This is a genomic window from Streptomyces roseifaciens (assembly GCF_001445655.1).
Classification (GTDB): Bacteria; Actinomycetota; Actinomycetes; order Streptomycetales; family Streptomycetaceae; genus Streptomyces; species Streptomyces aureoversilis.
Window position 1 is genome coordinate 2,270,331 of sequence record NZ_LNBE01000003.1, and the last position, 17,378, is coordinate 2,287,708.

Annotated in this window: 21 protein-coding genes; 7 read left to right on the forward strand and 14 right to left on the reverse strand. The window is 69.8% G+C overall.

Features of this window, described 5'->3' with window-relative positions; genetic code table 11:
- Positions 1-37: 37 nt before the first annotated feature.
- Positions 38-1,366 (reverse strand): ferritin-like domain-containing protein, encoded by a 1,329-nt coding sequence (locus AS857_RS15495; protein WP_160330239.1) that lies wholly within the window; start codon positions 1,364-1,366, stop codon positions 38-40.
- A 411-nt stretch (positions 1,367-1,777) separates the two neighbouring features.
- A complete protein-coding gene (locus AS857_RS40250; protein WP_162492564.1) occupies positions 1,778-1,924 on the reverse strand; it encodes a hypothetical protein in 147 nt (48 codons plus the stop codon).
- Positions 1,925-2,507: 583 nt separating this feature from the next.
- Between AS857_RS40250 and AS857_RS39980 the strand changes: the two genes are divergently transcribed.
- Positions 2,508-2,666 carry a hypothetical protein gene (locus AS857_RS39980; RefSeq protein WP_160330240.1) on the forward strand — a complete coding sequence of 53 codons (159 nt, stop codon included), beginning with the start codon at positions 2,508-2,510 and terminating at the stop codon, positions 2,664-2,666.
- A gap of 22 nt (positions 2,667-2,688) precedes the next feature.
- Here the strand turns inward: AS857_RS39980 and AS857_RS15505 are convergent, their stop codons facing one another.
- The 4 genes from AS857_RS15505 to AS857_RS15520 form a co-directional block, all read right to left on the reverse strand.
- A complete protein-coding gene (locus AS857_RS15505; protein WP_058043676.1) occupies positions 2,689-2,940 on the reverse strand; it encodes a hypothetical protein in 252 nt (83 codons plus the stop codon).
- 302 nt (positions 2,941-3,242) lie between these two features.
- A complete protein-coding gene (locus AS857_RS15510; protein WP_144440832.1) occupies positions 3,243-4,811 on the reverse strand; it encodes an RICIN domain-containing protein in 1,569 nt (522 codons plus the stop codon).
- A gap of 401 nt (positions 4,812-5,212) precedes the next feature.
- Complete coding sequence (locus AS857_RS15515; protein WP_058043678.1) at positions 5,213-5,671, reverse strand: cupin domain-containing protein; 459 nt, start codon at positions 5,669-5,671, stop codon at positions 5,213-5,215.
- 173 nt (positions 5,672-5,844) lie between these two features.
- Positions 5,845-6,855 carry a DUF2278 family protein gene (locus AS857_RS15520; protein WP_058043679.1) on the reverse strand — a complete coding sequence of 337 codons (1,011 nt, stop codon included), beginning with the start codon at positions 6,853-6,855 and terminating at the stop codon, positions 5,845-5,847.
- 365 nt (positions 6,856-7,220) lie between these two features.
- Here AS857_RS15520 and AS857_RS15525 point away from each other — a divergent pair, with 365 nt between their 5' ends.
- The gene (locus AS857_RS15525; protein ID WP_058043680.1) at positions 7,221-7,652 is read left to right on the forward strand and encodes a GNAT family N-acetyltransferase; all 432 of its coding nucleotides are present in this window, start codon (positions 7,221-7,223) and stop codon (positions 7,650-7,652) included.
- A 31-nt stretch (positions 7,653-7,683) separates the two neighbouring features.
- Here AS857_RS15525 and AS857_RS15530 read toward each other — a convergent pair whose 3' ends face one another.
- Positions 7,684-8,520: a DUF5995 family protein gene (locus AS857_RS15530; protein ID WP_058043681.1), complete on the reverse strand. Its 837-nt coding sequence runs from the start codon at positions 8,518-8,520 to the stop codon at positions 7,684-7,686.
- Positions 8,517-9,095 (reverse strand): hypothetical protein, encoded by a 579-nt coding sequence (locus AS857_RS15535; protein WP_144440833.1) that lies wholly within the window; start codon positions 9,093-9,095, stop codon positions 8,517-8,519. Before AS857_RS15535 ends, AS857_RS15530 begins: the two co-directional genes overlap by 4 nt.
- Positions 9,096-9,372: 277 nt before the next feature.
- Between AS857_RS15535 and AS857_RS15540 the strand changes: the two genes are divergently transcribed.
- A complete protein-coding gene (locus tag AS857_RS15540) occupies positions 9,373-9,729 on the forward strand; it encodes a DUF805 domain-containing protein (RefSeq protein ID WP_058044172.1) in 357 nt (118 codons plus the stop codon).
- A gap of 178 nt (positions 9,730-9,907) precedes the next feature.
- On the opposite strand, the gene AS857_RS41915 is transcribed toward AS857_RS15540, so the two are convergent.
- On the reverse strand, positions 9,908-10,036 hold the full coding sequence (locus AS857_RS41915; protein WP_275477362.1) for a hypothetical protein: 129 nt from the start codon (positions 10,034-10,036) through the stop codon (positions 9,908-9,910).
- Positions 10,037-10,353: 317 nt separating this feature from the next.
- On the opposite strand from AS857_RS41915, the gene AS857_RS15550 reads away from it, so the two are divergent.
- Positions 10,354-10,812: a hypothetical protein gene (locus AS857_RS15550; protein ID WP_058043684.1), complete on the forward strand. Its 459-nt coding sequence runs from the start codon at positions 10,354-10,356 to the stop codon at positions 10,810-10,812.
- 52 nt (positions 10,813-10,864) lie between these two features.
- Positions 10,865-11,845, forward strand: a complete 981-nt coding sequence (locus AS857_RS15555) for an MBL fold metallo-hydrolase (protein ID WP_245699853.1) — start codon at positions 10,865-10,867, stop codon at positions 11,843-11,845.
- A gap of 99 nt (positions 11,846-11,944) precedes the next feature.
- Here AS857_RS15555 and AS857_RS15560 read toward each other — a convergent pair whose 3' ends face one another.
- The 4 genes from AS857_RS15560 to AS857_RS15575 form a co-directional block, all read right to left on the reverse strand.
- Positions 11,945-12,649, reverse strand: a complete 705-nt coding sequence (locus AS857_RS15560) for a DUF5710 domain-containing protein (RefSeq protein ID WP_058043686.1) — start codon at positions 12,647-12,649, stop codon at positions 11,945-11,947.
- A gap of 222 nt (positions 12,650-12,871) precedes the next feature.
- On the reverse strand, positions 12,872-13,057 hold the full coding sequence (locus AS857_RS15565; RefSeq protein ID WP_058043687.1) for a DUF1737 domain-containing protein: 186 nt from the start codon (positions 13,055-13,057) through the stop codon (positions 12,872-12,874).
- 94 nt (positions 13,058-13,151) lie between these two features.
- Complete coding sequence (locus tag AS857_RS15570) at positions 13,152-13,490, reverse strand: hypothetical protein (RefSeq protein WP_245699854.1); 339 nt, start codon at positions 13,488-13,490, stop codon at positions 13,152-13,154.
- 153 nt (positions 13,491-13,643) lie between these two features.
- Positions 13,644-14,819 carry a serine hydrolase domain-containing protein gene (locus tag AS857_RS15575; protein ID WP_058043688.1) on the reverse strand — a complete coding sequence of 392 codons (1,176 nt, stop codon included), beginning with the start codon at positions 14,817-14,819 and terminating at the stop codon, positions 13,644-13,646.
- A gap of 330 nt (positions 14,820-15,149) precedes the next feature.
- Here AS857_RS15575 and AS857_RS15580 point away from each other — a divergent pair, with 330 nt between their 5' ends.
- Complete coding sequence (locus AS857_RS15580) at positions 15,150-15,701, forward strand: 2'-5' RNA ligase family protein (protein WP_245699855.1); 552 nt, start codon at positions 15,150-15,152, stop codon at positions 15,699-15,701.
- A gap of 41 nt (positions 15,702-15,742) precedes the next feature.
- Here AS857_RS15580 and AS857_RS15585 read toward each other — a convergent pair whose 3' ends face one another.
- Positions 15,743-16,987: an amidohydrolase gene (locus AS857_RS15585; protein ID WP_058043690.1), complete on the reverse strand. Its 1,245-nt coding sequence runs from the start codon at positions 16,985-16,987 to the stop codon at positions 15,743-15,745.
- Positions 16,988-17,170: 183 nt separating this feature from the next.
- Here AS857_RS15585 and AS857_RS15590 point away from each other — a divergent pair, with 183 nt between their 5' ends.
- On the forward strand, positions 17,171-17,347 hold the full coding sequence (locus AS857_RS15590; RefSeq protein WP_058043691.1) for a thiazolylpeptide-type bacteriocin: 177 nt from the start codon (positions 17,171-17,173) through the stop codon (positions 17,345-17,347).
- Positions 17,348-17,378 lie beyond the last annotated feature (31 nt).

A 17,378-nucleotide genomic window follows, 5' to 3' on the forward strand; every position in this document is an offset into this window, starting at 1 on the left:
CTCTCCTCGTCAGCGGTTCATCAGGGGCGAGCGGTGCTCAGCCCTCGGCCAGGATGCGGTCGATGATCTCCCGCGCTTGTGCGTCCGCCTCGCGGAGGGCACGAAGGTACGCCTCGCCCCCGGGTGCCGGCGTCGTGGCGAGCAAGTCATCAATGGCGTGCGCCGCGGCGTCTGTGAGATCGCGCTGCAGCAACCACCGGTTGCGCTCGCCCGGCGGGAGGTCCAGCGTGTACGGCATCTCGAACGGCGGGCCGGCCACGAGACCGGAGGCCCCCTCGCTGTCGAGCGGGAATTGGATCAGTGTCCCGGCGATGGCCCGGAGGTTGTACATTTCGCCGAAGGCCTGGTGGATCAGCGATCCGCGCGCGGTCAGGGTGGTGCCGTTGTCCGGGGTGGCGGCGAGGTGGAAGGCATGCGTGAGATCGGTGAGCAGCATGCGGTAGCGCAGGTTGAAGAGATGACCCCAGCCGGCGGCCTCAGGGTGCGTGATGGGATTGACCTCGGGTCGTGGCTGACCTGCCCCGAGGCCCAGCGCCGACGTCAGCGCCAGGGTTTCCTCATTCAGTTGTTGATCGGTTCTCGGGTTCTCGGCGACGCGTCGAGCGACTGCCTCCCGGTCCGGTTGATGCACCCGTTCCAGTTCCCGAAAGATCGTTAGGAATCGGTCGAAGTGTGACAGATCGGTGCCGGTCGCCGGGGGCCGGTCCTGGAGGTGGAACGCCTCGCCCTGTTCGCCGATGCGGCTGAGCGCCGTCAGAGCGGAGTCGCGCGAGCGGACACGGATGATCAGCAGATCGGGCGACTGGAGCTCGGGCACGTTTCCGGAGTCCCGGCCACGTTGACCACGGGTGTATCCACGGCCCCACTCGTCCCAGGAAGCCTGGTTGGGAAGCGTCGAGGCCTGGAAGGCGGCGTCCGGGATCCGGCTCCGGTCCTGAAGGATTTCCGACAGTCTCTCGTAGAGGGCGCCCACGCGATTGACCGGCATGCCCTGCTCACCGGCCGCCAGACGCTTGATCCGCTCCGCCTCCTCGCCCGTCCAGTCAGGCGGGCTTTCCGCGCAGATGTACCGGGCGAGCGACTCCGGGGTGAGGCGCCGGAGCGTGAAGGGGAACGGGTAGAAGTCCGTGCCCCACGGGTAGTCCTCCCGGCCGAGATTGACCGGGCCGCCCAGTGCGATGAGCAGGTTCTGCACGGTGAGCAGGTGGCCCATCTCCTCCTTCGCGATGCCGAGGATGATCTCCTGCCAGCGCCGCACGTCCGCACGGAGGTTTTCGGGGACCTGAGGGCCGCCCAGCGAGTACGCGGCGAACAGGTACTGCACCATCAGGGAATGCTCGATCTCCGCAGCGACGCGCAGCAGCATGACGGTGTAGTCGCGCCAGTTGAACTCGGGCGGAAGGGCCGGCCCCCTCCGCGGAGCCCTCGGCGGAGCAGCCTCCAGGCCCGCGGTGACCTCGGGGAAGACGGACTCCAGGTGCCTGCTGATCCTCGTTCGCATGGGTTGTCGCCCCAAGACCCGACGTGCCAGAACACCCCGCCTGGTCAGAGCGCGGCACCCACAGTCACCCACAGTGACATGCGACCCGAGCCTTCCCCATCGTGATCTGCGCGACCTGTCGGCCCCCGCCGTGCCACCCGTACGGCGCAAAAACTCAGGAGGGTCCGGCCGCCAACCGAGGACAAGCCCACCTCGCCGACCGTGAGCCGGGCGGGCTCGCCGAGCGCAGCAGCCGGTCCCTTCGAGCGCCCCTGCGGCCGGGCCGCCCGACCGCCCTCACAGGTCGAGGTCGGGGAAGAGGGTGGCGTGGTCGGAGGCCTGGGTGCTCTTGTCCTTCACGCCTTCGAACGGCGTGACTCTTGGGAGCGCGGGGATGATGCCGCGTCGCTCCAGGCCCACCGACTGGCGTGCCGAGCGGGCCACCGGGATGGACGAGAAGCGTTGGCAGGCCGCACTCGGGCCCTATGTTGGCAGGCCTCACTCGGGCCCTATCTGGAGCGGAGCTTCGCCACCGGCCGATTCCCGGCGCCGGCCACGGTGGGGCGCGATGCCGCCCACCTGGACGCCGACCACACCTTCCGGATCGGCCTCGACTTCCTGCTCGACGGCATCGAAGCCCGCATCTCAAGGTGACGCGCGGCCGGGGACCGGACCGGACCGGACTGGTACGGCACGCTCAGCGGACGGCCCGCTGCCGGCTCCCTGGAGCCGCGATCACCTCGTGATGCATCGTCACCGGGCCGGGCCTGCTGTGCTGAATACGTCTTGCGATGCGCTGCTTCAACCTGGGCCTCGTACTCCTGGCGGTGAGCGGCATCCTGGCGCTGGTACCGCCGGACCACGAGGCCACCCCCCTATGGCGCTGGACCGCTGCCGGAGCCGTGGCCGCCACCGTCGTGGGTATAGGTGTCGCCAGGGCGTGGCCGGGGGGGGCCGGAGATGAGGGAACCCCCCGGTCCTCGGCAGCGAACCGGCTCGACTCGACACAGCAGTAAGGAGAAGAGCGATGCCAAGCGCGCCTCCCCGGCAGTGCCCTCTGTGCGGCGCCGCTCACGGTGAGAGGTCGGACCACTTTCCCGGCTGCCCCCTGAAGGAGAAGGGGATCCCCTTCGCGGAGGCGGTCACGATGACGCAGGAGGAAGCCGAGGAACTGCTGAACCAGTAGTTGCCGACGCAGTTTGACCGCCTCAGCGTTGCGCTCGGCCGGCATGGGGGCTGCCCTTGCTGCCGCAGGCCTCCTTCACCACCCCGGCGTACTGGCTGACGACGGGCACCGTGGTGAGGTCCTGCCGGCACACTGTGGACTGGACATCGGCCGAGAGCTTCTGTACGGGAGCGAGGGGATCGTCGGTGCCGGAGGCGTGGGCGGGTGCGGCAGTCATGCCGAGCGTGACCGCACTGAGAGCACTGAGAGCGTTGAGGGTGACGAGCAGTTTCATGCCTCAGTTATCGATTCACTGGGCCTGAGGTTGCGCATCGATGGTCCCTGCGGGTGTACGAAAGCGCATTGGCGCAGCCCTTTCAGCCTTTCAGGAAGTGGACGGTGCAGGCGGCGGCTGCTCCTCCATTGCGCTCGTGCAAGTCCTACGCGATGTGCGCGAGGGGCCACCACGAACGCATCGAGGCTTCGGTTGTGGACGGATGACCTGAACCCTCGCCCTTCCCCTGAAAAACACCACGTCCCCTGCCAGTCCGTAGGCATGGGGACGCGGTCGTTCAGGTGGTCAGGTCACGTGCTCGGTCAGCACTCTATGACGCCCTTGGCGATGCCCTTGAACGCGCCGGTGAGCATGCCGATGGCGACTCCTTCGGGACCGGTCAGGACGCCCATGGCACCTCCCACGACGATGCTGGTGCCGATCTTCTTGGCCATGCACTTGTCGTGCTCGTCGCTGCTCTTGGAAGCGGGAGCGGCCATGAAGGAATTCGCCGCCGTCATCACCTTGACGGTCTCCTTCGCGGCGGCGGCGGCGGGGGCGGCGGGGGTGCCGCTGCCCAGGGAGAAGGTCGGGGGCGTGATCGTGCCGGTGACGGTGTCGCCGGTGACGCCTTCGATGGTCTGGGTGACGGTGTTGCCGTTCACCGCGAGACTGACCTTGTGGGTCGTGCCGTTGGTGTCCGTGACGGTGCCGGGCTGCACCGTTGCGATCGTGCTGCCGTTGGCGTCACTGACTTGGACACCGCCCTTGTAGGCGGTCAGCTTGGCGCCCGCGGGCACGTCCATGGTGCCCGTCGCGGTCTTCGCGAGAGCGGCAGGCTTGACGTCGGCGCTGCTGGTGCCACTGCCGGGCGCGTCCGCGCTGGTGCGGGCGACGTACATCGTGGAGCCGGCCGCCGAGTTGACGACGGGGACGGTCACGGTCGCGTCAGTGGTCCACGGCTGGTTGTCGGTGTTGAAGGTCCACGTGCCGGTGACCTTCTTGCCGACGGCGGCGAAGTCGACCCATCCGTAGTTCTTGGACGGGACGTCGATCGCGATGCCGTTCACGGTGGTCTCGTCGGACTGGTAGGTCTGCGTCGCGGTGAGCTGGTTGGCAATCATCGCCTGGACCGGAGTGCTGACACCGACGGAGGACGACAGGCCCGCGGAGTACGACTGCGCCCAGCCGGAGTGGTAGATCGTGGTGAAGACCTGCTTCATGGTGCCGCTGGTGTCGTTGTACCAGACCGACGAGGCGGGCTGTCGGGGCAGGACTTCGGGCTGCCCTTCGGACTTCTCGGTCCATGAGCACGTGGAGGTCTTTTTCGCGCACAGGTCGGCGTAGTAGTCGAGGGCGAGGCTCTTCGCTTCGGCCGCCTTCGACGCGGGGACCGTCCATTCCTGGCTCGCGCTGCCGTTGCAGGCGTTGGGCTGGGCGAGGATGCCCCACAGGTGGAGGCCACCCCGGTTGTCCATGCAGTACTCGGTGCCGCTGGAGTCGTCGCGGCGGACGATGCCGAAGGCGTTGGGCTTGCCGTCCACGGGGCGGAAGTGCCACTGCTCGCCGTCCTTGCCGCAGGACTGCTGTACGGCGGGCTGGGAGGCGTATATGCACTTCCCGGAGGAGGTGCTGGCGATGTTGAACGTGCCGGGAGCGCTGAGCTTGATCAGCCGCCAGTTCGTGTAGTTGGTGCCGTCGGGGGTGACGGAGATCTGGTTTCCGTCGCGGGTGCCGGTCGCGTTGAGGGTGCCGTCGGTGTTGGTGAAGGTGTAGGCGTCGGTCGCGGCGGCTGCGGGGGTCGCGGTCGCTGCGAGGACGGGTAAGAGGAGGGTGAGAGCGGCGGCCGGCGCAGTGAGAAGTTTCGCGGCTCTCTTCATGGTTCTGTTCATGATCGCTTTCTGTGGAGAGTCTGTGTCGATTCTGTGGTTCTCCTGTCGCGTTCGGTGAGCGTAGGGCGGTGGAAGCCGGAATGATGGATTCCTGACGGAACTCGCCTCAGTGATCTAGGACACCTCACTCACCGGCAACGGAGGCGACCGCCGCGTCGCCCTTCGGCTCCCGCGCCGCGAAGGGTTCCCGGACGACGCAGCACTCCGCTCCGGGTCCCGACCAGGGCCTATTTCGTCCCGCCGAAGGCGGTATCGGGACTGAACCTGGCGGACCGGCTGGTCGGGCCGTGGGTTCCGCGCCATCGCCCAGGCCGACGCCACCCGTTCGTGAGCGTGCTACTGATCGCCGCAGCTGCCGTGGCCGGGCACGTCGGGGTGGTTCAAGAGAAACCTCGACCGTCTCAGCGGGGCCGATCGCACTGGGCGAGGTCCGTTTCCGCCAGAGGCTTGCCCTCCGGGGTCATGTACGTGGCCCAGAGGACCAGGGGAGCGGACCCTTCGTTGCGCCCCTCGTGGACGTATCCCCTGCCTTCGGTGATGGAATCGCCCGTGCGGTACACATGGACCCCACCCGGGTACACGGGTGCGTAGTGGGTGAGCGTGCCGGATTTGACGACGCCGACCAGCTGGCCGTGATGGCAGTGCTTTCCCGTGGAGCCGCCCGGCGGGATGCTGACTTCACGGAAGTTGACCTGTACGGGGCCCGAGACGTCCACTTTCACCGGACCGGCCTGCGTCCCTTGTGCCACCTCCTTGATGCTGGGCGCCGGACTGGCGGCATCCGAGGGGAGGCAGAACCCCGCCGTCGCCACGAGGAACACTGCGGTGATGATCGTCCGCCGCCTGCGGGAGAGTGCCATGACCTGACTCCTTGTCATCCTCGCGCTTTTGCGTTCTTCTCGACATGAATGACGAGCACGGGCGGTGTACGGCAACACGGTAGTGCCGGTCAGCAGTGGGAAGGCCGCGGAGGATGATGCCATCAGACGGGGGCCGCCTCCTGGCCGGCAGCCCCGTACCGGATCGGAGATGCTCAGAACACCACGGACCAGCCCTCGCGCCCAGCCTGGTCTGCCGTGTACGAGACGCCGTGTACCTTCCTGCCGTCGGCGTCCATGAGGGATATCTCCCCGCCGTGATTGCCGAGCTGGGCGCCGTTGGTGAGCGGGACGAGCAGGCAGGCGCCCGAGGCAAGGGGGCCCGGAGGCACGGTGCCGCCGTGGCCGAGCCGGTCGATGACGCGCCATCCGGTCAGGTCGACAGCGCTGGGCGAGGCGTTGATGAGGGTGACGCTCTCCTGCTCCGGTGCCGGACCGCGAGGGTTGACGAGGGCCGCCACGATCCGTACCGGTTGGCTGTCCGGCTCGGGACGGGTGCCGCCGCCTGAGGGGAGGGTGTGGCCGGTAACGTCATCCGTCTTCCACTGCTGGCTCTGGAAGGCCAGGAACACGGCGACCCAGCGGGACCGGCCCGGGAAGTGGATCAGCAACCCGCCGTCCTGCCATACCCCGTCGCTCTGCCGGAACTTGGAGCTGTTGCCCTGGTTCATGTGGATGTCGTGGACGCCGTTGCCCGGCAGGAACCCGAAGACCTTGTCCTTGATCTTCGGCTCGGGGCCCCAGCGCTCGCCGAAGACGTACAGTCTGGCGGTGGGGTCCTCGACCGCGTCCCGCACGTAGTGGTCGAGGAGGTCGGCGAGGTCGTTGTCGGGTCCCTCGACGTCGGGCGGGAGGGTTCGCATCTCCGCCGGGTCGAAGAGGTTTCCGCGGACGAAGTCGAGGTTGGGTCCGCCGGGCCCCGGCGGCAAGGTGTTCCAGCCGCCGGCGAGGCCTGTGAGGCGGTCGGTGACGGGATGCCGGAAATCCTCGTGGACGAGGTAGAGCAGCTCGGACGGCTGCTCCTGCGACTCCACGTTCACCGCGATGCGGTAGTGCGTCCCATGATCGTCTGTGAGATGGATTTGGTAGTGAGGCGTGTCGGCGGCACCCTCTCGGCGGGTGCCGACTGCGCGTGCGATGAGTACGCCGTATGTCTTCAGTGGCATGACGACCAACTCCCCCGTGGGGCGGTCGCGTCGCTCGCCCCGTGGGGGGAATGGTAATGGCCCATCGCCCTTCTCACCTGCCTGCTCGGTGATTTCTGCGTGCGGAAATACGGAATGGGCCCTTGCGCTTATTGAGCGTGAACGCGACCGGCGTGCCGGCGGGTGCGGTTGCCGCCCAGGCCGAAGGTGACTACGCCCCCTCCTTCCGGAGGAGGACCAGGGCGTCTACGAACTCCAGGGCGCCACCAAGTCGGTCATCGGCGGACTCGCGGCATGGCGCGGCGCCGGGACGGCTGGACCTGCGAGCTGTGCGGTGGAATCAGGTCGTGGGGGCACCCCATCGCACACCCTGTAGCGTGTAACACATGAATAGCTCAATTGACCCTTACGAGTTGCGTGCGGGCGTGCCCTCCGTCGAGGTCTTCCGCCGTCTGCGCACGGATGCCGGTCTCTCCGACAAAACCCCCGAGGCCGTCGCACTCGCCCTGCCCAACACGTGGCACGGCGTGGTCCTCCACCACGAGGGCGAGCCCATCGGCATGGGGCGAATCATCGGAGACGGTGGTACTGCGTTCCAGATCGTCGACATATGCGTACACCCTGCGCATCAGGGCCGCGGCCTCGGCAGGCTCATCATGGCCGCGCTCACCGAGGAACTGGAGCGCCGGGCGCCCGCCACCGCTTACGTCTCTCTGATCGCGGACGGCCCCGCACGCTTCCTCTACGAGAAGTTCGGCTTCGCAGATACCGCCACGCACGACTCGATCGGCATGTACCGCATGATGGGCGAGAGCTGAAGGGCGCGGGCCGGCCGGAGCCCATGCCGCGTCAGTCGAGGGCCGTGCCCGGTAGGGGCCACTGCCTGCGGGAAGGGATCAGCAGGCGCAGGAGGCGGGTGCCGCAGCGCAGCTTCCAGTCGTCCGGGTACCTGATGCGTGTGATGAGGGCAGCCGTGGACCTGCTGATGGAGCCCGTCGCCTCGGCGGCCGACGCCGGGTCCAGGAGCCGGTCGCAGTTGAACCAGGCGAGACCCCGGACGACGCGGATGCCGTAGTTCGTCAGGAGCTCGTCGTCGCGGGTGAACAGCCGGTCAAGCGAGCGCAGACCGCGGCAGTACCGGTCGGCCAGGTCGTCCTGCACCTCGTCGATGCACTTCGCGAGCAGCTCGTTCATCCGGTGGAAGTCGCCGATGTGCTCGTGGTTGCTCCGTCGGGCGTTCAGGGACCGCAAGGCGAGGGGCAGGTCGTAGGACATGTGCGCCATCATGGAGAAGAGCACGTCCTCGAGGACGTAGGACCGCCGGGCGGTGGAGGCGGCGTATACGTCGCGCCATGGCTGCGGAATGGTCTCCGGCAGGTCCGCCCGGTCGACGACGGCGTCCCGGCGCGGCGGCTGTTCCCGTTCCCCGAGCCAGGCGTCGATGGCCGTTATGGCCGTGAAGTAGGCGGATGCGAGGGAGACGGACAGGTCGGCGACCCAGTGCGGCTCCCGGAACGAGAGCGCGTTCGTGCGCAGGCTCGCGGCCAGGCTGGAGGTGAGCCGGTAGTAGGCGTAGGCGAACACCGCACGGGGGTCGCGCATTTCGTCGTATCGCCTCACGTGGTCCGCGAGGCCGCGGGCCACGCCTGCGACCTTTTCGGCGGGGGAGGGGCCCACGGCCGTCATGGGCGGTCTCCGGTGGTGCTGCCGGCTGCAGGGACCCGGGCGGCTTTCTCCGTGGCCTTCGCCCAGTCGCACACCAGCTCCCCGGCGAGTGCGCGCCGGTCGGCTGCCACCTGGTAGGTCGCGGTCCAGGCGGTTCCCAGCAGAGGCATGTGGTAGGTGGACGCCATGCCCGCCTCACGGATCTCTGCAGGGTAGGTGAAGGTCCGTGCGAGGAACCTCGGCACGGGGCCGAATTGCTCGTCCGCGTGCACGACGATCGTGCGGCCGTCGGGGTCGAGGACGTAGCGCTCCTGCAACAGGTAGAGGGTCGCACCGAATTTCGAGAGCCTGACCGTGTTGTCGGCCTCTCCGAAATCTCCCTCGCGCGGCTTGGCCACGATGGTGGAGTCCAGCTGGGACGCTCCGGTGAGCCACTGTGACACGCACATGACGATGACGAGCAGCCGGTTCTTCGCACCGATCTCCCGGGCGCGCAGGAAACGCTGCCACGAGGTGACGCGGAAGGTGAACGTCCCTCGCCGGACTCCCGTCCCCACCTCGAAGTAGTAGACGTGACTGGGTGCTGTGGTTGTCACGCTGTGCAGCGTAATGCCGTGGCCCCTGCTCACCGGGGAAGGCCGGCCCCGTGTTGCCCCAGGCGCTTCCTGCGGGCGGAGCGGACGGTCGGGCGTGCGGAGCGAACAATGGACGGGGGCTCGCGTAGGCCCAGGCGCGCACGCAGGAGCCCGGGAGCACTCTGCTGGCGCTGTTGCCCGCATCCTCACGACCGTTGACCGACCTGTTTGAGCCACCTACGTTCGAGATGAGGCCTGGTCCGTGCGGACGGGCCAGCCGCGGCTCTTGGGGGCGCAGGTGCACTGGTATGTGGATGTGCTCAAGAAATACGCGACATTCAGCGGACGGGCGAGCCGCCCCGAGTTCTGGATGTTCACCCTGGTCAGCCTTGTCATCAGCATCGTGCTGGCCGTCATCGACGCTCTGCTCGGCACGGGCATGATCATCGAAACCGTCTACGACGTCGCCGTGTTCCTTCCCAGCCTCGCTGTCAGCGTCCGGCGCCTGCACGACATCGACCGGTCGGGCTGGTGGGTACTGATTGGCCTGATTCCGATCATCGGTCTCATCGTCCTGATCGTGTTCTGGGCCACGGCCGGCAAGCCGCGGGAGAACGCCTACGGCCCGAACCCACAGGAGGTTCCGGCCTCCTGAGGGCCAGCCTCGCACTTTCATGAAACGGGCTGTCCGGCGGGCGGGCGGTCGGCTCAGTGAAAAGTGCCTCTGACCAGTGAGTATGAGAGTTGTCGAGACGCTCGTTCACGCACCAGCCGGAGGCACTTCTCAGGTGAGTAAGCCGTCAGGCTCGGGTGTCGGCGTGATGCGTCACGCTTCACAGCTGCCGGACGCGCAGCACGCCGGTCAGCATCGGGAGAGTGAACTCGCCGCGGGCGGTCTCCGGTCTACTCGCGAGGAATGCGCGGATCCGGCTCAGCGCGGCCTCTTGTTCCTGTTCCGGCATGACCAGTACCCCAGCGCGTGTCGCGATGGTCGCGACCAAGGAGGCGGCGGTCGCCACCATGGTCGCCGCTCCCGTCAGTATGCGACGCCCAATACCCTTTGTCGCAGGCATAGGATCCCCCCGTCTTCGGCTGCCCACCCCCTGTGAGGCAGCATCGACGCCGGGACAGACACGCTGCGGGCAGGCCCGGGTTCCCTCTCTCCGAAGCGCGGGCTCGCCAGCCGGCGCCTCCGCACTCACCGCACGCCCCGGAGCCGCCCCTAGGGCTTGACCGGGGGCCGTGCCCTCCGCCGCCTGGTGCGCCCTATTCTTCCGGCGTGAGTGACATATACGAACTGCAACTGGCCCTCGACCTCCCGGACACCCTTCCGGAGACGGACGTGGCAGTGCTCCGCTGGCACATGTCCGACGAGGGCGGCGGCGCCGACCACGATGAGCAGGATGGGGAGGCAGAAGGCCCCGAGACGTACCCTCTGCTTGCTTCCCGGGGCCCGGCATGGCGCATCGGCGGGGCTCTGGTCGGTGAACTCTGCCGAGGCCCGGGAGGCTGGGCCCTCACCGCGCGCCAGGAGGTGCACCCCGACGAGTTCCCCGCCCTCGAGGCCCTTCTGACGTGGCTGGCCGCGCGGACGTCGACCCCGGGCCCCATAGGGCACCTGCGTTTCTACGAGTCCGCGGTGCCCGACGTCCTGATGACGGACGGGCAGGTGCCCTGCCGCATGAGCCTGCACCCATCGGTAGCCGTCGAGGCCGAACTGCTGCCCGGCGCGGAGTAGAACGCGCCCGGCGCACCGGGCGCGCGGCGGTCGACCAGCTGCCGGCACACCCGTGCATGGTCGCCTGCTGGTCGTCGCGGCGCTTGTCCCTTTGCCGGCCGACGGCAAGCCGCACTGCTCGGCCGGCGCCGCCGGGACATCCCCTTCACAGCCGGCCTCGGCAGCCGGCCACCGCGACTTCCCCCACACGGCACTCGGCGACGGCGACAAGGTGGACCTGGGAGGGCTGATCCTGCGAGCCCTCGCCACACCCGGCCACACGGACGAGCACCTGTCCTTCCTGCTCCTCGACGGTTCCCGGGAACTCGGCGTGTTCACCGGCGGGTCACTGATCGTCGGCTCTGCCGCACGCACCGACCTCCAGGGCGCGGACCGGGCCGAGGAGCTGGCCCGCGCCCAGTACCGCTCGCTGCGCCGCCTTGCCGAGCTGCCGGACGCGACCGAGGTGTGGCCCACCCACGGCGCGGGGTCGTTCTGCTCGGCCCCGCCCGGAACCGAGCGGACCACCACCATCGGCGCGCAGAAGCGGGCGAACGACCTCCTGGCCGTGCCGGACGAGGACGCGTTCGTCGCCCGCCTGCTCGGCTCCTACCCCGCCTACTTCGCCCGCCTCGCCGAACTCAACCGCCGCGGCCCCGCCCTCCTGACCGGCACCCCCGACCTGAAGCCGCTCACCCCGGCCCGCGTCCGGGCCCTGCTCGCCGACGACGCGTACCTGGTCGACGCCCGCCCGGCCACCGAGTTCGCCGCCGGGCAGCCTCCCCGGTGCCGCGCACACCGAGCTCGGTGCCCTGGCCGCCGACGGCCAGGAGGTACGCGACGGCGCGGTGGTCATGTGCGGGCACGGCGAGAGTGCGATGACCGCCGCCAGCCTCCTCGCCCGCCGAGGCAGCCGGGGCCTTGCGGTGCTGGTCGGCGGCGCCCAGGACTGCGTGAAGGCGACCGGTCGCCCTCTGGAACGCGACCGGTGACCACCCCGCCCCCGCCGCCACGGACGGGATCCGGCCCGCCTGGTCGACCACCGTCATCATGAAGACCGGCCGGCCTCATCGACCCGGCCCGCCGCGGCCCGGCGACGGGCTTCAACGACGCGCCGCGGGCAGTGCCGCGTCCGGCATACGGCGATGCGCCTTCAGACCTGGCCTTCGGAGGCCAGGGTCGTGGCGGCGATGCCACGGCGGTCGCGTGCGTCCGGCGGCGGTGTGACGGTGATGCCGGCTCCGGTGAGGATGCTCAGGTCCAGGCTCCAGGTCGTGGCGGAGCGTTGCTGCCACAGCGCGAAGGCCGCGTCGACGTGCCGCCGAGCCCGGTCCGGAGTCACCCCGGTGACCTTGACGAGGTGGGCGAAGGCCTGGGCCTCGAGGCCGCGGACCTGGGCGTAGCCGAAGTGCGTGACGGTGTGGCAGTCGGTGCACAGGCAGATCAGCCGCTTGAGCGTCTGCACGCGGCGAGCCCCGTCGTACACCCACCGCTCGTGCGCCTCCAGCCACCTCTTGGCGTGCCGGTCCTCGCCTGCTCCGCAGGCCTCGCAGCGCATGCCGGCCCGGCGGGTAATCATGCGACGCAGCCGTTCCCAGTCCTGCTGGGTGACGCAGGAACGGACGTTGGTGAACCAGCAGCTGCTGGGCACCAGGTCGACGAACAGCCCGCTGCCGAGCGTACGGTCCTCACCGGGCAGCAGATCAGGGACGTCGGGGGCCGGCGCCCACGGGGCGAGGGCGGTCATCCCCGCCCGGGGCGCGTACCAGCGCTTGGCGGCCGGATCCCAGCGTGCCCCCGCCCTCTTCGCCTCGTCCTTCTGTGCGTACGGGACGTCCAGCCATATACGCTCAACCACTGTGCGCTTCCCTCCCCGTTGGCGACGCGGCAAACGCTACCGGTCCGGCCGGCCGCGTGTTGGCTGAGCGCTGTGGCGGCGCTGCTCACTCGCCGAAGTGTGCACGGGACACCCCGGACAGGGCAGGATGGGAAGAGGCCGCACAGGCCCAGGTGTGCGCCTCAACTCACCCGACCCGTGCGGCCCTTCTCACGGTACGAGCCGATTGCGACCACCGTGCCCCTACGGCTGTGCCGGCCAGACCAGAGCCTGGGCGACGATGACGCTCTCACCGTTGAAGGTGACGGCGGGGCCTTCGTGCAGTTCGTAGCCAAGTCCGATCGCTTCGCTCACACGTTGGCAGAACCTGGCGTCGTCCGGTCCGGTGAGGACTCGGTAGATGGGCAATCCGTCTGGTGGTGTGTTCATGAGGAGAAGGATCCCAGATGCACGCATGCACGCACCCACCGAGCCGGCTGGCCGGCCGGCACGGCCCGAAGCCGGTCGCTCCCAAGGCCGTTGGTCAGGTCTCCGGCAGTACGAGCCAGATCTCGGAGAGGGAGAGGCCGTGCTCGCGACTCACCACCCCGCAGGCGCAGCCCAACGTGGCCTGACGCCAGTCACAGGTCACGGTCCACGGGCCGTCCTTGCCTCCGCACTTCGGGCAGCCGACGGTTTCGGCTGTCCATACCCCGGGCGCGGGTCTGGTGTGGCGTCGGAATCTGCCCTGGTACTGGACCTGCCAGGGCTCGGCCAGCGGTGTGAGCGGGACAGCCCCGGGCGCGCTCGTCGCGGCGAGGGCGGTGAACAGTGCAGTCAGATCGGGGAGCAGGGCTTCGCCCGATTCGGTCGGCGGCGCCACGCCTTCCGCCACCCCCGGCGTGGTTCCGTACCTTGGGGCCGCTGCCGCAGCCGTTGGGTTCGGGGCGGCGTGCCAGGGCAGCAGGGCAGCAGGGCAGCAGGGCGCGGGCGACGGCGGCCAGGAGGGCGGCGGCAGGCGGGCTGACAGCGCCGGTCATCGGCAGAATTCCGCTTCGAGGGCCGCCTGCTCGAGCGCGGGATCGCCCCAGTCGCCGTTGCGGTTGATGGTGACGACGTGTTCGCCGTCGGCGGTGGCGGCCGTCCGGGTCAGTGAGCCGGTGATCTCGCTGCTGTGCCCCCAGACCTGCACGCCGCATGCCGTGAGCGTCTGTGACCGGATCCCAAGGCCGTAGGACCTGCCGCCGCCCAGATCGTGGCCGGTGAACATCTCCTTCTGCTGGGCGGGGGGAAGGAGCTCGCCGCCCAGGAGGGCACGGATGAAGGCGTTCAGGTCACGGGCGGTGGAGATCATCTCGCCGGAGGCCCCGGAGAAGGAGGGGTTGAAGTCGGTGACGTCGTAGATCCGTGCGGCAGGGTCGTCCACATAGAGCTTGGAATAGTGCCGCCCGTGCGGGCCGGGCACCGACGGCGACGAGCCGGGGACCGTGGTCCCGCGCAGGCCGAGAGGTCTGATGATGCGCTGTTCCACTTCGGAGCCGTAGCTGTGTCCGGTGGCCTTCTCGATGACCATGCCGGCCAGGATGTAGTTGGTGTTGGAGTAGGACCAGCCCTTGCCGGGCGCGAAGAGCGGCTTGTGGGCGAGGCCGATCCGCACCAGTTCCTCCGGCGTGGCGCCGTCGTACCGGTGGGTGAAGAACGCCTTGCCGGTGAACTTGGCGCGGAGGCCGTCGTCGTCGATGTAGTCGTAGAGCCCGCTGGTGTGCTGGAGCAGCTGGCGCAGAGTGATCCGGCGTCCGTCGTTGCCGTGGCCGCGCACCAGGCCCGGCAGCCACTTGTCCACTGTGTCGTCGGTCGACAGACCGTGCTCGGGTTCGGAGGCGAGCTGCAGCAGGACGGTGGCGATGAAGGGCTTGGTGAGACTGCCGATACGGAAGCGGTCCTGCGGAAGGCGCGGGCGGCCGGTGCGGAGGTCCGCCACGCCGGACGTGCCGTGCCAGCTCTCGCCCGCACGGTCGACCCGGGCCAGGACACCGGGGGTCCCCGCGCGCGTGATCGCGTCGAGAGCGTCCTGCGTTGCGGAGTGAGCAGAGGGAGGGGACGGGCGTGAGGTAGCGCGCGGTGCAGCGGAGGCCGGGGCGACCGCGGCTGCGGCGACCGTTCCGGCCAGTGCCAGGGTGATCAGAGTGCGGGGTAAGGCGTTCGTGGCCATGTGGGCGTTCTCCGTCTCCGGTTGGGTTCGGTACCCGGAGGGACCTCTGAGCGCTACGGCAGGTTGACGGTCTTCGGACTGTCGCACCCCTGAGCGAACCCGGAAACACCCCTGAGGCGCCCCTGAGGCTCCCCCTAGCCCCTTGGGCAGTCACTGGTCGGAGCCCGGTCGGGCGGCCCGCCGTTGAGGTGGGGCCTTCACCCGCACGGCTGGTGCCGGTGCGGTTTGGTTACGGCAGGGCCGTGTGGTTCGGGTGTGGTCCGGGAGCATGGAGGTGTGGACGGGAACCGGGATGTCGGCGGGGCCGAGCCGTTGAGTGTGCTTGAGGTGGTGCCCACGGCTCGGACGGCGGTGGCGTGGATGCCGCCGCAGGAGCTCTGGCCGGCGATTCAGGAGATCCGGTGGGAGCACGATCCGCAGGTCCGGCGGTGGCCGCCGCATGTGAACCTGCTGTTCGGCTTCGTACCGGAGGAGGAGTTCGTACGGGCTGTGCCGCTGCTGGCCGCCGGGGCGGCGGAGAACGAGGCGTTCACCGCGCGGCTGTCCGGGGTCCGGTACTTCCGGCACCGGCACTACGCCACCGTATGGCTCGATCCGGCCGCGGCCGGCCCGGCCCCGTGGGCCCGTCTCCAGCAGGCGCTGGGGTCGCGGTTCCCGCTCTGCCGCGGGCGTGGCGGCCGCTTCACCCCGCATCTGTCCCTCGGCCGCACACAGGAGCCGCGGCAGCTTGCCGCCGAGTGTGCCGCCCGGCTCGGCGCACTGCCGGCAGTGGTCGAGGAAGTGGTCCTGCTCTCCCGGCGCGGCGACGGGCCCATGCAGCCCCGGGCCGTGATCGCGCTGGGCACGGGGGAAGTCCGCAGACTGCCGGAGTATGAGCTTTAGGACTGCGGAACCCGCCCGCGCCCCGAGCCGCCGCAGGCACATCACGAGGGAGAGCCCGGCGAGTGTCTGCCCAGTGCGGCCCGCGCCGCCGTGACCATGGCCGTGATCCCGGTCGGCAGGGCCAGGCGCGGGCTCGGGGCGAAGAGGGGGGAGTGGTTGGGCGGGAGGGCGGCCAGCTTCTCGGCGGCGGTGGTGCCCGGGGCGGCCGCCCACTGGCGGGGGCCGGCCGTGCCCAGCATCCAGTACACCGTGGGTACGCCGTCGGGTGCGAGGAGCGGGAAGTCCTCGGTGGCCATGGACGGCGGCCAGCCGGTGACGCGGGCCTCGCCGAAGGCTGCTGCGTGCGCGTCCCGGACGGCTGCCGTGAGTTGCGGATCGGGATGGTTGACGGGAGAGCGCGAAGCGACGGAGATCTCCGGCGGCACCGGGCAGCCCGAAGCGTCGCATTCCGCGCGGACGATCCGGTGCACGGCCGTCACCACCCGGTCCAGCGCGGCGTCGGAGAAGCCGCGGACGGTGAGGCCGAGTTCGGCGCGGTCGGGGATGATGTTGCCGCGGGTGCCCGCCTGCAGGCGGCCGACGGTCAGGACGACCTGTTCGGCCGGTGCCGTCTCGGCGGCGACCACTGTCTGCAGGCGCAGGACCACCGCGGCGGCGGTCACCACCGGGTCGACGGCCAGGTGAGGCGTCGCGGCGTGTCCGCCACGGCCGTGGACGACGACGTCGAGGGAGACGCTGCCCGCCGTCATGGGGCCCGCTCCATGGGCGACCATGCCCGCCGGCAGGGGCGCGGCGTGCTGGGCCAGTACGGCGTCGGGCCGACCGAACCGGTCGTGGAGCCCGTCGTCGAGCATGGCCTGCGCGCCGCTCAGCGTCTCCTCCGCGGGCTGCCCGACGACCATCACCGTGCCCCGCCACAGCCCCAGCTCCCCGGCGAGTACGCTCGCCGCGCCCGCGGCCGCCGCGAGGTGGAGGTCGTGCCCGCAGGCGTGCATCACCGGCACGGGGACGTTCACCCGGCTGGCGTACGGCAGGCCGGTGCGCTCCTGGACGGGCAGGGCGTCGAGTTCGGCGCGCACCACGACCAGCGGCCCCTCGCCGTTCTCCAGCAGGGCGACGACACCGTGGCCCCCGACTCCGCTCGTCACCCGGTAGCCGGCCCGGGTCAGCCAGTCCGCGAAGCAGGCCGCCGTGCGGGACTCCTCTCCGGACAGCTCGGGGTGGGCGTGCAGGTCGAGGTAGAGCGTCGTGACGGCCTCGAGGAGGTCGCGCGGGAGCGTGGACATGGCTGGTGAGCCTTTCGGGTCGGTGCCGGGCTGCTCCCGGCATACCGCTGACACCTGTTGTCAGCGGCATGCACAGAGATCTGTCAGCGGGCCCTGCTGGACTGATGGGGCAAGAACGGGCGTACGGGCGGCGGATCGCCGGCCGTGCACGCCGGCCACAGCAACGACGCAAGGAGACGCACCATGGCTCAGCAGGCCGAACTCGCCACGCTCGCCCAGGAGATCCTGGAGCTGGAGTCGGAGACCTTCGAGATCTCGGACTACTCGGACGCGAGCGAGGTCGTCCTCGCCGGTTCCACCAGCTCCAGCTCCACGAGCACCTGCTCCAGCACCACCAGCACCACCAGCTGCTCCGCCTGATCCCAGGCAGCGCAGCCGCCCGGCGTACGGC